General features: G+C 65.9%; 12 protein-coding genes. All 12 read left to right on the forward strand.

Annotated elements, in window-relative coordinates:
* Window position 1 precedes the first annotated feature (1 nt).
* The 12 genes from NQK35_RS03140 to NQK35_RS03195 all read left to right on the forward strand — a co-directional run bounded on the left by NQK35_RS03140 (window position 2) and on the right by NQK35_RS03195 (window position 14,009).
* On the forward strand, window positions 2–979 hold the full coding sequence (locus NQK35_RS03140; RefSeq protein WP_257114520.1) for an aspartate carbamoyltransferase catalytic subunit: 978 nt from the start codon (window positions 2–4) through the stop codon (window positions 977–979).
* A complete protein-coding gene (locus NQK35_RS03145) occupies window positions 972–2,291 on the forward strand; it encodes a dihydroorotase (protein ID WP_009211529.1) in 1,320 nt (439 codons plus the stop codon). Before NQK35_RS03140 ends, NQK35_RS03145 begins: the two co-directional genes overlap by 8 nt.
* A complete protein-coding gene (gene carA / locus NQK35_RS03150) occupies window positions 2,288–3,475 on the forward strand; it encodes a glutamine-hydrolyzing carbamoyl-phosphate synthase small subunit (RefSeq protein WP_009211530.1) in 1,188 nt (395 codons plus the stop codon). Before NQK35_RS03145 ends, carA begins: the two co-directional genes overlap by 4 nt.
* Window positions 3,475–6,774 (forward strand): carbamoyl-phosphate synthase large subunit, encoded by a 3,300-nt coding sequence (gene carB / locus NQK35_RS03155; RefSeq protein WP_257114521.1) that lies wholly within the window; start codon window positions 3,475–3,477, stop codon window positions 6,772–6,774. Before carA ends, carB begins: the two co-directional genes overlap by 1 nt.
* A complete protein-coding gene (gene pyrF, locus NQK35_RS03160; protein WP_009211532.1) occupies window positions 6,771–7,631 on the forward strand; it encodes an orotidine-5'-phosphate decarboxylase in 861 nt (286 codons plus the stop codon). Before carB ends, pyrF begins: the two co-directional genes overlap by 4 nt.
* A 101-nt stretch (window positions 7,632–7,732) precedes the next feature.
* Window positions 7,733–8,044 (forward strand): integration host factor, actinobacterial type, encoded by a 312-nt coding sequence (mihF, locus tag NQK35_RS03165; protein WP_007589281.1) that lies wholly within the window; start codon window positions 7,733–7,735, stop codon window positions 8,042–8,044.
* Window positions 8,045–8,071: 27 nt separating this feature from the next.
* Window positions 8,072–8,629 (forward strand): guanylate kinase, encoded by a 558-nt coding sequence (gene gmk / locus NQK35_RS03170; protein ID WP_009211533.1) that lies wholly within the window; start codon window positions 8,072–8,074, stop codon window positions 8,627–8,629.
* 36 nt (window positions 8,630–8,665) lie between these two features.
* Window positions 8,666–8,932 carry a DNA-directed RNA polymerase subunit omega gene (gene rpoZ, locus NQK35_RS03175; protein WP_009211534.1) on the forward strand — a complete coding sequence of 89 codons (267 nt, stop codon included), beginning with the start codon at window positions 8,666–8,668 and terminating at the stop codon, window positions 8,930–8,932.
* A gap of 2 nt (window positions 8,933–8,934) precedes the next feature.
* On the forward strand, window positions 8,935–10,170 hold the full coding sequence (gene coaBC, locus NQK35_RS03180) for a bifunctional phosphopantothenoylcysteine decarboxylase/phosphopantothenate--cysteine ligase CoaBC (protein WP_257114522.1): 1,236 nt from the start codon (window positions 8,935–8,937) through the stop codon (window positions 10,168–10,170).
* A complete protein-coding gene (gene metK / locus NQK35_RS03185) occupies window positions 10,167–11,354 on the forward strand; it encodes a methionine adenosyltransferase (RefSeq protein ID WP_257114523.1) in 1,188 nt (395 codons plus the stop codon). Before coaBC ends, metK begins: the two co-directional genes overlap by 4 nt.
* Window positions 11,351–11,986 (forward strand): vitamin K epoxide reductase family protein, encoded by a 636-nt coding sequence (locus tag NQK35_RS03190; protein WP_257114524.1) that lies wholly within the window; start codon window positions 11,351–11,353, stop codon window positions 11,984–11,986. Before metK ends, NQK35_RS03190 begins: the two co-directional genes overlap by 4 nt.
* A gap of 40 nt (window positions 11,987–12,026) precedes the next feature.
* The gene (locus NQK35_RS03195) at window positions 12,027–14,009 is read left to right on the forward strand and encodes a primosomal protein N (protein ID WP_257114525.1); all 1,983 of its coding nucleotides are present in this window, start codon (window positions 12,027–12,029) and stop codon (window positions 14,007–14,009) included.
* The last annotated feature ends 22 nt before the right edge of the window (window positions 14,010–14,031 follow it).

Below are 14,031 nucleotides of genomic sequence, written 5' to 3' on the forward strand. Positions count from 1 at the left end.
GATGAGCCTGAGCCATCTCATTTCGATCCGCGACCTGACGCGCGAGGAGGCGGTTCTGATCCTCGACACGGCGGAGCAGATGGCCGCCACACAGAACCGGGGCATCAAGAAGCTCCCCACGCTTCAGGGTAAGACCGTCGTCAACCTCTTTTTCGAGGATTCGACGCGCACGCGCATCTCCTTCGAGACCGCCGCCAAGCGTTTGAGCGCCGACGTCATCAACTTCCAGGCCCGAGGTTCCTCGGTCTCCAAGGGGGAATCTCTCAAGGACACCGCCCTGACCCTGCAGGCAATGGGAGCGGACGCTGTTGTGGTACGCCACTCCTCGTCGGGAGCCGCCCACCGACTCGCGCACGCCGGCTGGATGAACCTTCCCGTCCTCAACGCGGGAGACGGCACCCACCAGCATCCCACCCAGGCACTGCTCGACGCGATGACGCTCAGGCGCCACTACGCGACCGGGGGAGGGACCCCGCACGCGGGCACGGGACTCGATGGAGCGCACGTGGTTATCGTCGGCGACATTCTCCACTCGCGGGTCGCGCGCTCCAACGTCGATCTTCTCACGATGCTCGGTGCCCGCGTCACCCTCGTTGCACCCCCCACGCTCCTGCCCATCGGCGTGGAGGCCTGGAAGTGTGAGACATCCTACGACTTTGATGATGCGATCGCGTCTCGGCCCGACGCGGTCATGATGCTGCGGGTCCAACGCGAGCGGATGTCCGGAGCGGGAGGCGGGTTTTTTCCCTCCCCGGGCGCCTATCACTCTGAGTACGGGCTCACTCCCGAACGCTTCGCACGCCTCGACCCTCACGCCGTGGTGATGCACCCCGGCCCGATGAATCGCGGCCTTGAGATCTGCGCCGAAGCAGCCGATTCGGACCAATCAGTAGTCGTCGAACAGGTGGGCAACGGCGTGTGCATCCGCATGGCCGCGCTCTATCTGCTCCTCGCATCGGAAGGACAACGCAATGACTGAACAGACCCGCGACATTCTCATCACGGGGGCCTCATTGCTCGGAAAGGGTGCGACGGACATTGCGCTCTCCCGGGGCGTGATTGTTGGCATCGGCCCCGACGCGTCAGGCGCTCTGACCGATCCGCGCGTCATTGACGCAGCAGGTCTCATCGCCCTGCCCGGCCTCGTCGACATGCACACGCACCTGCGTCAGCCGGGCGGAGAGGATGCCGAAACGGTTTTCACCGGGACGCGCGCGGCGGCCGTCGGAGGCTACACGGCCGTTCACGCCATGGCGAACACCACCCCGACTCAGGACACGGCGGCCGTCGTTGATCAGGTGCTGCGTCTGGGGGAGGCGGCCGACTGGGTGGAGGTGCGCCCCGTTGGCGCGGTGACGAAGGGCCTGGCTGGCAAGCAACTCGCGGCCCTGGGATCCATGGCTCGCTCACGCTCGCGCGTGAGGGTCTTCTCCGACGACGGAAAGTGCGTCTCCGACCCCGTCCTGATGCGCCGCGCGCTCGAGTACGTCAAGAGCTTCGGCGGCGTCATCGCTCAGCACAGTCAGGATCCCGAGCTGACCGAGGGCTCGCAGATGAACGAGTCGCCACTGTCGGGCCAGCTGGGCCTGGCGGGATGGCCGGCCGTCGCCGAGGAAGCCATCATCGCTCGCGATATCCTGCTGGCCAAGCACGTCGGCTCGCGCCTGCACGTGTGCCACCTGTCCACGGCTGGATCCGTCGACATTGTTCGCTGGGGCAAAGCGCAGGGCGTCAACATCACCGCCGAGGTGACGCCCCACCACCTGCTGCTCACCGAGCAGCTCGCCTCCACCTACGACCCGCTCTTCAAGGTCAACCCGCCGTTGCGACGCTCCGAGGACGTCGAAGCCGTGCGCGAGGGCTTGGCCGACGGCACGATCGACTGCGTCGGGACCGACCACGCCCCCCACCCTCTCGAGATGAAGGACTGCGAGTGGCAGGCCGGCGCCTTCGGAATGACCGGACTGGAGACGGCGCTTCCGATCATCATCGAGACGATGGTCGACTCCGGTCGCATGACGTGGGAGGACGTCGCCCGCGTCATGTCCACCGCTCCGGCGCGCATCGGAGGGGTCGACACCCAGGGGCGAGGCCTCGTCGAGGGCGCACCCGCGCACGTCACCCTGGTTGACGCCTCGGTTCGTACGACGGTCGATCCCGCCGCACAGTGGACGAGGTCGACCAACTGCCCGTATCGCGGCATGGAACTTCCGGGTCAGGTGCGCTACACCATCTACGGCGGTGTGCCGACGGTCGTTGACGCCGCCCCGATCGCCAAGGAGGACCGATGACGTCGAGCAATACCGCTCTGCTCGTGCTGGAGGACGGAACCGTCTTTCGGGGACGAGCCTGGGGCTCTCGCGGCCGCACCCTCGGCGAAATCGTCTTCTCGACCGGCATGACGGGATACCAGGAGACCCTCACCGACCCGTCGTACCACCGCCAGATCGTCGTCATGACGGCTCCGCACATCGGCAACACGGGGGTCAACGACGAGGACCCCGAGTCCTCACGGATCTGGGTCGCCGGCTTCGTGGTACGCGACGGCGCCAGGCGCGCATCCAACTGGCGTTCTCGGCGCGAACTTGAGGACGAACTCCTCGCGCAGGGAATTGTTGGCATCGCGGACGTTGACACTCGCGCCGTCACCCGACACATCCGCGAGCGCGGAGCCATGCGGGCGGGCATATTCTCCGGTGACGCGCTCCCCGCCGGCGCGCTCTACCTGGCGGAGGAGGCCATCACCTCCCTGGTACGCATCGTGGCCGAGTCTCCGGCGATGAGCGGCCAGGCCCTGGCCGCGCAGGTGTCGACCGAGGAAACGTACGTCGTTGAGCCGCTCGGCGAGTTCGAGGGTGCTGACCCCCTTGCTCGTGTCGTGGCCGTCGACCTGGGTATCAAGTCGCGTACCCCGTACCACCTGGCTGCGCGAGGAGCGCGTGTCTATGTCGTCCCCTCCACGGTCTCCTTTGCCGACATTGAGTCGCTGAACCCCGACGGCGTGTTCTTTTCCAACGGTCCCGGTGATCCCTCCACGGCCGACCGGGAAGTGGGCGTTCTACGCGCCGTGTTGGATGCGGGCATCCCCTACTTCGGCATCTGTTTTGGTCACCAGCTCTTTGGACGAGCCCTCGGCTACGGTACCTACAAGTTGAACTATGGTCATCGCGGTATCAACCAGCCCGTCAAGGACCTGGAGACCGGGCGCGTGGAGATCACCGCGCACAATCACGGCTTCGCCGTGGACGCCCCCGTGGGTTCGGATTCTGTGGCGCCTTTTGACGCCGGCCGCTACGGGCGTATCACGGTCTCACACGTCGGGCTCAACGACGGTGTCGTGGAGGGCCTTCGAGCCCTCGACATTCCCGCCTTTTCTGTCCAATTCCACCCCGAGGCGGCGGCCGGCCCCCACGACGGGGAGCTGCTCTTCGACCGCTTTATGTCGCTCATGATCGCCGCTAAGGAGAACCGCTGATGCCCCGCAGGAACGATCTTTCTTCCGTTCTCGTTATTGGGTCCGGTCCCATCGTGATCGGCCAGGCCTGCGAGTTCGACTATTCGGGCACCCAGGCGTGCCGCGTGTTGAAGGAAGAGGGACTGCGCGTCATCCTCGTCAACTCCAACCCGGCCACCATCATGACGGACCCCGGCATTGCGGACGCGACCTACGTCGAGCCGATCACGCCCGAGGTGGTCGCCTCGATCATCGAGAAGGAACGCCCCGACGCGCTGCTGCCCACCCTGGGTGGACAGACGGCCCTCAACACGGCGGTTGCGCTCTCGGAGATGGGCGTGCTGGAGCGCTTCGACGTCGAGCTGATCGGTGCGTCTATCGACGCGATTCGCGCCGGCGAGGATCGTGAAGAGTTCAAGGCGATCGTGGAGCGCTCGGGCGCCGAGGTCGCACGCTCGTTCATCGCTCATACGCTGGAGGAATGCCACGCGGCGGCGGCCGAGCTCGGCTATCCGCTTGTCGTTCGCCCCTCCTTCACCATGGGTGGTTTGGGCTCGGGGTTCGCCTACACGCCCGAGGACCTGGATCGCATAGCGGGGCAGGGGTTGGCCGACTCGATCACCACCGAGGTGTTGCTCGAGGAGTCAATCCTCGGTTGGAAGGAGTACGAACTCGAGTTGATGCGCGACAAGGCGGACAACGTCGTGGTCGTGTGTTCGATCGAGAACGTTGACCCCGTCGGAGTGCACACGGGCGATTCGATCACGGTTGCGCCCGCGCTGACGCTCACGGATCGCGAGATGCAGCGCCTGCGCGACATCGGTATTGCGGTGATCCGCGCGGTGGGCGTTGACACGGGAGGCTGTAACATCCAGTTCGCGGTCCACCCCGAAACCGGCCGCGTCATCGTCATCGAGATGAACCCGCGCGTCTCGCGTTCCTCCGCGTTGGCATCGAAGGCGACGGGCTTCCCGATCGCGAAGATCGCGGCGCGCCTGGCAACCGGTTACACCCTCGATGAGATCCCCAACGACATCACGGGATCCACCCCGGCGTCCTTCGAGCCCACGCTCGACTACGTGGTCGTCAAGGTGCCTCGCTTCACCTTCGAGAAGTTCCCGGCGGCGGATCCGACCCTGACGACGTCGATGAAGGCGGTTGGCGAGGCCATGGCCATTGGGCGCTGCTTCACCGAGGCGTTGCAAAAGGCGCTGCGCTCGATCGACAAGGGGGGTGTGCAGTTCCACTGGGACGGGCAGGCTCCGACTCCCGAGCAGACGAGGTCGCTCGTCGCGGCCGCCGCTACGGCCACCGAGGGCAGGCTCGTGCAGGTTCAGCAGGCGATCCGTGGGGGAGCGAACCTGTCCGAGCTCTTCGAGTCCACGAAGATCGATCCGTGGTTCCTCGACCAGATGTTCCTTCTCGACGAGGTCGCGCAGCGGATCCGCCAGGCCGAGGCGCTCACCGGCGCCGTGTTGGCGCAAGCGAAGCGTCACGGCTTTTCGGACCGCCAGATCGCGGCGATCCGCGGCCTGTCGGAGGAGACCGTGCGCGAGGTGCGAGGGGCCTTCGCCATCCATCCCGTCTTTAAGACGGTCGACACCTGCGCCGCGGAGTTTGCCGCCCGCACGCCCTACCACTACTCGACCTACGATCAGGAGAACGAGGTTCGCCCGCGAAGCCGCGAAGCGGTGATCATTCTCGGAGCGGGTCCGAACCGGATCGGCCAGGGAATCGAGTTCGACTACTCGTGCGTGCACGCGGCCATGGCGCTACGCGAGCACTACGACACGATCATGGTCAACTGCAATCCGGAGACGGTTTCGACCGACTACGACATCTCGGACAGGCTGTACTTTGAGCCTCTCACGCTGGAGGACGTGCTGGAGGTCTACCGGGCGGAGTGCGCGGCCGGCCCCGTCAAGGGAATGATCGTTCAGCTCGGAGGCCAGACCCCGCTGTCGTTGGCCGCCGACCTGGAGCGCGCGGGTGTGCCGATCCTGGGAACGAGCCCGCACGCGATTGACATGGCCGAAGACCGGGAGGAGTTCGGCAAGGTCCTGGAGGCCGCGGGCTGCCCGGCGCCCGCGCACGACACCGCCCACACGCCCGAGCAGGTTCTGTCGATCGCGCATCAGGTGGGTTACCCCGTGCTCGTTCGCCCGTCCTTTGTTCTGGGAGGACGCGGCATGGCGATCGTCAATGACGAGGCTGGAATGCGCGACTACCTGGAGAACCATGACGCGGACCTTCTCTTCTCGAGGGGCCCATTGCTCATCGATCGCTTCCTGGACGCAGCCATTGAGATTGACGTCGATGCACTGTACGACGGTCAAGAACTATTCATGGGCGCGATCATGGAGCACATTGAGGAAGCCGGGATTCACTCCGGCGACTCTTCGTGCGTTCTTCCCCCGATGACCCTGTCCGCACGGGAGCTGGAGCGTATCACCGACTCAACCGAGTCGATCGCTCGCGGGGTGGGCGTGCGCGGACTCATCAACATCCAATTCGCCCTGCTCTCCGACACTCTCTACGTGATCGAAGCAAATCCGCGCGCCTCGCGTACGGTTCCTTTCGCATCGAAGGCAACGGGCGTGCAACTTGCCAAGGCCGCCGCGCTCATTCAGGTAGGTGCCTCGATTGCGTCGCTGCGCGCGTGCGGGGTCCTTCCCACCCGGGACGCGCGCACGATTCACGACGGGGGCTCCATCGCGGTCAAAGCGGCGGTCTTGCCCTTCAAGCGATTCCGCACGCGCCGAGGCGAAACCGTCGACACGGTGCTCGGTCCGGAGATGCGTTCCACCGGTGAGGTGATGGGCATCGACCGTGACTTCCCGACCGCCTTCGCCAAGTCGCAGCTCGGCGCCTCCACCGACATGCCGACCTCGGGCACGATCTTCATCTCGATCGCGGATACGGATAAGCGCGCGATCGTGCTCCCCGCTGCGCGGATGGCCGAGCTGGGCTTCACGATCCTGGCGACCTCAGGCACTGCTTCCGTCCTGCGGCGAAACGGGATCGAGGCGTGCGCGGTGCGCAAGTCCTCGGAGGGGCGGGGCAAGGATGGGGAGCCCACGATCGTCGACCTGATCAACGATGGCTCCATTAACATGGTCGTCAACACACCGCAGCGATCCGCTCCCCGAAATGACGGCTACCAGATTCGCGCGGCGGCGGTGGCACAGGATTGCCCGGCGGTGACGACGCTGCAGGCCTTCAACGCGATGGTTCAGGCCATTGAGGTCCGCAAGCGCGGCGCGTACGCCGTTCGTTCCCTTCAGGAGTGGGACGCTCGTCGAACGGAGGAGACACGATGACGCACACGACAACATCCGCGTCGCCCGGCTTCGGCGACCGCCTCTATGCCGCTATGCGCGAGCACGGCCCAGTGTGCGTCGGTATCGATCCACACGCCTCGCTTCTGACATCCTGGGGGCTCACTGACGACGCCAATGGGGTGCGCGAGTTCTCGCTGCGCGTCATCGATGCGCTCGGGGGGCGGGTGGCGGCTTTCAAGCCTCAGTCGGCGTTCTTTGAGAGGCACGGCTCACGAGGCGTGGCAGTCCTTGAGGAGGTGATCGCCGCCTGTCGCGAGGTTGGATCGCTGAGCATCGTGGACGCTAAGCGCGGAGATATCGGCTCAACGATGGATGGCTACGCCCAGGCCTACCTCGCCGATTCGTCTCCGTTGGCAGGCGACGCGGTCACGCTGTCACCCTACCTTGGGGTCGGCTCACTCGCGCCCGCACTCGAACTGGCACGGCGCACCGGTCGGGGCGTCTTCGTCCTCGCGCTGACATCGAACCCCGAGGGGGCGTCCGTGCAGCACGCTCGCGGAGCCAGTGGCGCGAGCGTCGCGGGGGACGTTGTGTCCCAATTGGCGGAATTTAACGCAAGCTGTGACAAATCGCACCTTGGCCCCGCCGGGATCGTCGTCGGCGCGACAGTCGGGGACGCGATCAAGCGACTCGGCCTTGATCTTTCGGCTCTGCGCGGGGCGTTTTTGGCTCCAGGAGTGGGTGCGCAGGGAGCGGGAGCGGCGCAGGTCAGGCAGGTTTTCGCCGGGGTTGAGGACGCCGTTCTCGCCTCTTCCTCACGCGCGATCCTGTCTGCTGGCCCTAGCATGAGCGCCTTGCGTCAGGCATACCTGGCGACAGCCGGTTCGTTGCAATAGTCTGTCCCAATAGCTAAGAGTGACCCGTTTGATCTGGCAATCATGCTCTGATTGGTGACATAGTTTATTTACCGAAGATACCAACGGAGGAGATGATCAGAATGGCACTACCTGATCTCACGCCGGAACAGAGGGCACAGGCTCTCGAGAAGGCAACTCAGGCACGTCGGCGTCGCGCCGAGGTGAAGAACGCGCTCAAGGCGCGCTCGATGAACCTATCCGAGGTTCTTGAACTCGCCGACTCCGACGAGGCCGTGGCGAAGATGAAAGTCGTTTCGCTTCTTGAGTCCCTGCCTCGCGTCGGTACGAACACCGCCGCAGTCCTGATGGACGAGTACAAGATCGCTCAGAGTCGGCGCGTGCGCGGCCTCGGTCCTGTCCAACGCAAGGCTCTCGTTGAGCGTTTCGGCTGAGCCCGCTGGGCGTGGCACACTTGTGTCATGACTCAGGCTCAATTGACCGTTCTCGCCGGACCGACAGCCGTCGGAAAGGGTACCGTCGTCGCAGCCCTCACCAGGCGCTATCCGCAGCTACGGGTATCGGTGTCCGCCACGACGCGCGCTCCTCGCCCAGGTGAGAAGGAAGGCGTTCACTACTTTTTCGTCTCCCCGCAAGAGTTCGACGACATGATCGAACGCGGAGACATGCTTGAGTGGGCACTCGTTCACGGGACCAACAAGTACGGCACGCCCCGCGGCCCGGTTGACGAGTCCCTGAACGCGGGCGTACCTGTGCTTCTCGAGATCGATCTGGACGGCGCTCGCCAGGTGCGGGCCACCAGGCCCGACGCTTGCTTCATTTTTCTTGCGCCACCCTCGTGGGAGGAACTTGAGCGTCGGCTGATCGGGCGCGGAACCGAGGGACCCGAAGAGCGCGAGCGGCGCCTACGCACGGCCAGGATCGAGATGGAGGCCGCCTCCGAGTTCGATCACGTTGTGATCAACGACGACATCGAGCGCACGGTGGATGAGCTGGCTGGACTCATTGGCCTGGAGTAGTATCTACCTGAATCAGCCACTGAGAGGAAGACACGCATGTCCGGAATTGTTGCCCAGCCCGTGGGTATTACGTCTCCACCCATTGATGATCTGCTGGAGCACGTCGATTCCAAGTACGCGCTGGTTATTTTCGCGGCAAAGCGCGCCCGCCAGATCAATTCCTACAACCTGCAGCTCCAGCAGAACATGATTCAGTTCGTGGGCCCGGTCGTTGATGTTCAGCCCGACGAGAAGCCCCTGGCCGTGTCGCTGCGCGAAATCAACGAGGGGATGCTCTCGCTCGAGTCCAACCCTGAGGCCTGACCATGGCGAGCGTTGTCGTCGGTGTGACCGGCGGCGTCGCGGCATTCAAAGCCCCCATCGTGGTCCGCGAGTGTCAACGCGCGGGCCACGACGTGCGTGTGGCTGCAACCTTGTCCTCTCTGGACTTCGTTGGCCGTTCGACGTGGGAGGGTATCACCTCCCGTCCTGTCGCCGTCGACATCGCAGGGGAGGGGCGCGCTGAGCACGTGGAGCTCGCTCGCGTCGCGGACCTGATCATCGTCGTCCCGGCAACGGCCAACACGCTCGCCAAGCTCGCAGCTGGCTTCGCCGACGACATGGTGTCGCTCACGGTTCTCGCCAGTGCCGCTCCGGTCGTCGTCGCGCCCGCCATGCACTCGAACATGTGGCTGGCGAGCGCCACGCAGGCCAATGTGGCAACATTGCGTCGCCGCGGCGTGCACGTGATCGACCCCGAGACGGGCGCGCTGGGTTCGGGAGACAGCGGAATCGGGCGCCTGGCCGATCCGGTGTCGATCGCACGGCAGGCGTTGGCCCTGCTCACGGCGGGCGGGCATTCGGCCCAGGCGCACACCCTGGCGGGCCGTACGATCGTCGTGACCGCCGGGGGCACACGCGAACCCATCGACCCGGTGCGCTACCTGGGAAATCGTTCGTCGGGGCGCCAAGGTGTGGCGATCGCGAGCGCCGCGGCGCGCGCGGGAGCACGCGTGCGCCTCGTCGCGGCCAACATCGACGCCTCCGTCCAGGCACTGGTTGCACCGGGAGTGGAGGTGCACTGCGTCGGCAGCGCGATGCAGATGCGCGATGCGACGATGGAGCTGGTGGGCGACGCCGATGCCCTGGTCATGGCGGCCGCGGTGGCCGACTTTCGCCCAGAGCACACCCTTGGCGCCAAAATGAAGAAGGATCCCGGCTCAACCGATGCACCAAGCCTGAGCCTGATACGTAACCCGGACATTCTCGCCGAGATTAGCCACGGCCCGCATCGGCCCCCTCTCGTCATCGGCTTTGCGGCCGAAACCGGCACCGACGAGGAGATCATGGCTTTCGGGGCCGACAAGGCGGCCCGCAAAGGGGCCGACTACATCGCCGTCAATCGCGTCGGGGAGACAACGGGTTTTGGTGACGTCCCCAACGAGATCCGCCTTCTTGACGCCACCGGAACTCTCGTCGATCGTTACGTGGGTTCAAAGGATGACGTCGCTGCAGGTCTGATTGCTCGGGCTGCCGCTTTCCTTGATAACCTGAAGCGGTGAGTCAACAGCTTTTCTCTTCCGAGTCCGTCACTGAAGGCCACCCCGATAAGGTGTGCGACCGCATCTCCGATGCGATCTTGGACGCTCTGCTCGAGGTGGACCCCCGTTCTCGCGTCGCCGTCGAAACAATGGCTGCGACCGGCCTCATTCACGTCGCCGGTGAGGTCACGACCGAGGCCTACGTGGAGATTCCCGAAATCGTACGCCGGGAGATCCTCTCCATCGGCTACGACTCCTCGCGCGTGGGCTTTGACGGGGCTTCTTGCGGAGTCTCGGTATCCCTCGACGGTCAAAGCCCCGACATTGCAGGCGGCGTCGACGAGGCCCTCGAAGTGCGCGGTTCTCGCAGCACGGACCCCCGGGATCGCCTGGGGGCCGGCGACCAGGGCATCATGTTCGGCTACGCGTGCGCCGACACGCCCGATCTCATGCCCGCACCGATCTGGCTCGCCCACCGCCTCGCCAAGCGCCTCACCGACGTGCGCAAGCAGGGGATCGTTGAGGGTCTTCGCCCCGACGGCAAAACCCAGGTCACGCTCGCCTACGACAACGACCGCCCGGTGGGCATCGACACGATCGTGGTGTCCACCCAGCACGACGAGTGCATGAGCCAGCTGGCCGTCGCTGATGCCGTGCGCACCCACGTCATCGAGCCGGTCATCGACGAATCCGGCCTTGACCTGTCCACCTCAGCCATGAAGACGCTCATCAATCCCTCGGGTCGTTTTGTGCTGGGCGGACCAGCTGCCGACGCGGGCCTGACGGGCCGCAAAATCATCGTCGACACCTACGGCGGCATGGCACGCCACGGCGGAGGAGCGTTCTCCGGCAAGGATCCGTCAAAGGTTGACCGCTCCGCGACCTACGCGGCTCGTTGGGTCGCGAAGAACGTGGTTGCCTCCGGAGCCGCGCGCCGCTGCGAGATTCAGCTCGCTTACGCCATTGGGCGGGCGCACCCGATCGGCCTGTACGTCGACACCTTCGGCACGGCAGCGGTTAGCGAGGACAAGATTGCACACGCGATCCGCGAGGTGTTTGATCTCCGTCCTCTCGGCATGATCGAAGACCTCGACCTGGCGCGCCCCATCTACCGTGACACGGCGGCGTACGGCCACTTCGGGCGCGAACAGTTCCCGTGGGAGGCGACGAATCGCGTCGAGCAGCTCAGGGCCGCGCTTCAATGAGCACCTCGCCAGAAGCCGAGGATCTTCTGCCCTCCCGCGAGACCGAGAGTGCTCGGCGCTCGTGGCGTCGGCGCACGAGCGTCGAGATGGTGATCTCGGGGATAATCGGCCTTGTCACCTCCTTCGTTCTCTCGATCGAGGCGTGGCAGCTCGCTGCCGATTCCTCCGCGCGCTTCGGGTGCGATATTTCCTCGGTGCTGTCGTGTTCGGCCGTCGCCCAGACGTGGCAGGCACGCATCCTGGGCTTTCCCAACGCTTTCCTCGGCATCTTCTTCGAGGCGGTCGTGCTCGCCATCTCAGTCGCCCTATGTGCCGGGGTGAGATTTCCCCGCTGGTACATGCTCGGCACAAACCTGCTCTACACGGTTGCGCTCTTCTTCGCCTTCTGGCTCTTTTCGCAGTCGTACTTCGTCATCCAGGTCCTGTGCCCCTGGTGCCTGCTCATCACGCTCACGACAACCCTGGTCTTCGCCGGCTTGACTCGAATCAACGTCCGCGACGGTGTGATTCCCGCGCCCCAGGGGCTGCGTCGGGCGGTCGCCCAGGGCCTCGACTGGGCGCTGTGGGGCCTCATCATCTTCGGCGTCATTGCGATGGTGGTCGCCAAGTACGGCGTGAAGCTTCTGGGCTAGGAGTCACGCACGTGAGCATGCTCTGTGCTTGACTGGGTTCATGACTTCCATGCAGGGCATGCTTGAGGGCTTCGAGGCGCCGTCAACGCGCAGCGCCGACGTCGCGCGCGTCCTCGTTGACGTTGATCTGCCCCACATGGATAGGCCTTTGGACTACATAGTGCCGGCCGGGCTCGCCGACGCAGCCGTCGTGGGTTCCCTCGTGCGCGTACGCCTGTCCTCCGCGAGGATCGACGGCTGGATCGTTGAGAGAACCAGGCGGGAGGTGGGCGAGGGAACCGCGAGCCTCGAGTCCGTCGTGTCTTCGACTCCCGTGCTTGCGCCATCCATCTACGAGACCGCACGCCGCATCGCGGCACGTTTCCTTGCCACGACGTCTCAGGTACTGTCCCTCGCCATCCCGCCCCGCCACGCGCGCGCGGAGCGAGAGGCGCGTGACGAGAATGCTCCCACCTGGCCCACGGTCACCTCGGATCGTGTGGGCCTCGGCTGGGAGGCCTATCCGGCCGGGGAGGCGCTCGTGTCCCGGTTGCGGGCGGGGGAGTCACCACGTGCCATAGCCACGATGCTGCGCCCGCGCCTGCGTGGCTGCCTGTCCGAGGCCGTCGCGTCGACGGTCGCCTCTAGGCGCTCCGTCATCGTCGTGACGGCAACCGGCGAGCAGGCTGGACGCTATGCGCGGGAGCTGTCCGAAGACCTTTCGATCCCGGTATCGCTGGCGGGTTCAGAGGTGGCTGCCGAGAAGCGCTACCGCCTCCACGTGGCTGCCTCGCTCGGACGTGTTCCGGTCGTCGTGGGAACGCGATCGGCCATGTGGGTTCCCTGCTCCCGACTCGGCCTCATCATCATCGTCGACGACGGCGATGACCGCCTGCGCGAACGCCGCTTCCCCAGGTGCGATGCGCTTGATGTGGCGGTTCAACGGTGTGCGGTGGAAGGCAGTGGCCTCCTTGTCGCGTCGTCAGCGCGCTCGGTGAAGGCTCAGGCGCTTGTACGCTCAGGCTGGGCCGTCGGGATCGAGCCAACGCCCCAGGCCCTGCGCGAGGCCACGCCACGCGTCCACCTCCACGGCAGCACCCAGGCCGAGCGCGAAGGCGCTGGCGGCCTCATGCGCATCCCGCAGGCAGCGTTGCGGATGATTCGCGGGGCGCTGCGCTCCGGACCAGTCCTCATCCAGGTCGCGTCTGCGGGATACTGGCCGACCGTCGTGTGTCGCCGGTGCGAGGAGCGTGCCCGCTGCCGCACGTGCTCGGGCCCCTTAAGCGCCGAGGCCGACGGGGTCGTGTCGTGCGCGTGGTGTGCCCGCCAGCAGCAGTCCTGGCGGTGCCCCCACTGTTCGGGAACCCAGCTGCGAGCAACCCGCGTCGGCTCCGCGCGCACCGCCGAAGAGATCGCCAGAACGCTGCGCGACGTGTCTGTCCTCGAGTCCTCCGCCGCACACCGCATCAGCCGTCGGCTACCGGCGCGACCGACCGTCGTCGTGGCCACGGCGGGCGCCGAACCACCCGTCGATGACGGCTACGCCGCCGCCGTCATCCTCGACGCCCCCGCGCTCGCCGGACGACCCGAGCTGTGGGCACCCGAGGAGGCCGCGCGCCGATGGCTTGACGCGCTCTCCCTGGTCAGGCCGGGGCACCCCGGCCTCATCGTCGGTTCCATCCCCGACTCACTCGGGCAGATGCTCGTGCGCTGGGCTCCCACCGAGTACGCCGAACGCCTCCTGGACGAGCGGGAGGCTCTTGGCTTCTTCCCCGCATCAACGATGGTCGCGCTCGACGGAGCGGCCGCACAGGTACGTCAGGTCGCCGACCAGGTTGTTCGTCAGGGCGGCGCCGAGCTCGTTGGAACGGTCGTTCGTCCCGCCACGCGGGAGGGGCAGGAGAACGAGGTGCGCACCCTTGTGCGCGCGCCGCTGGCACGCTCGGGTAACATGCTTCGGGTGCTCACGGACATCCGTCGGTCGCGCAGCGCACGCAAGGCGCCTACCGTCGCAATGAGCGTCAACCCACCCGAGCTCTTCTGAGTGCGGCCACGCACCGTGCCGT

The sequence above is a fragment of the Schaalia odontolytica genome (assembly GCF_024584435.1).
Classification (GTDB): Bacteria; Actinomycetota; Actinomycetes; order Actinomycetales; family Actinomycetaceae; genus Pauljensenia.

Coding starts and splice junctions, on each gene's coding strand:
- NQK35_RS03140 (WP_257114520.1), top strand. CDS start 2: ATGAGCCTGAGCCATCTCATTTCGATCCGCGACCTGACGCGCGAGGAG.
- NQK35_RS03145 (WP_009211529.1), top strand. CDS start 972: ATGACTGAACAGACCCGCGACATTCTCATCACGGGGGCCTCATTGCTC.
- carA (WP_009211530.1), top strand. CDS start 2,288: ATGACGTCGAGCAATACCGCTCTGCTCGTGCTGGAGGACGGAACCGTC.
- carB (WP_257114521.1), top strand. CDS start 3,475: ATGCCCCGCAGGAACGATCTTTCTTCCGTTCTCGTTATTGGGTCCGGT.
- pyrF (WP_009211532.1), top strand. CDS start 6,771: ATGACGCACACGACAACATCCGCGTCGCCCGGCTTCGGCGACCGCCTC.
- mihF (WP_007589281.1), top strand. CDS start 7,733: ATGGCACTACCTGATCTCACGCCGGAACAGAGGGCACAGGCTCTCGAG.
- gmk (WP_009211533.1), top strand. CDS start 8,072: ATGACTCAGGCTCAATTGACCGTTCTCGCCGGACCGACAGCCGTCGGA.
- rpoZ (WP_009211534.1), top strand. CDS start 8,666: ATGTCCGGAATTGTTGCCCAGCCCGTGGGTATTACGTCTCCACCCATT.
- coaBC (WP_257114522.1), top strand. CDS start 8,935: ATGGCGAGCGTTGTCGTCGGTGTGACCGGCGGCGTCGCGGCATTCAAA.
- NQK35_RS03190 (WP_257114524.1), top strand. CDS start 11,351: ATGAGCACCTCGCCAGAAGCCGAGGATCTTCTGCCCTCCCGCGAGACC.
- NQK35_RS03195 (WP_257114525.1), top strand. CDS start 12,027: ATGACTTCCATGCAGGGCATGCTTGAGGGCTTCGAGGCGCCGTCAACG.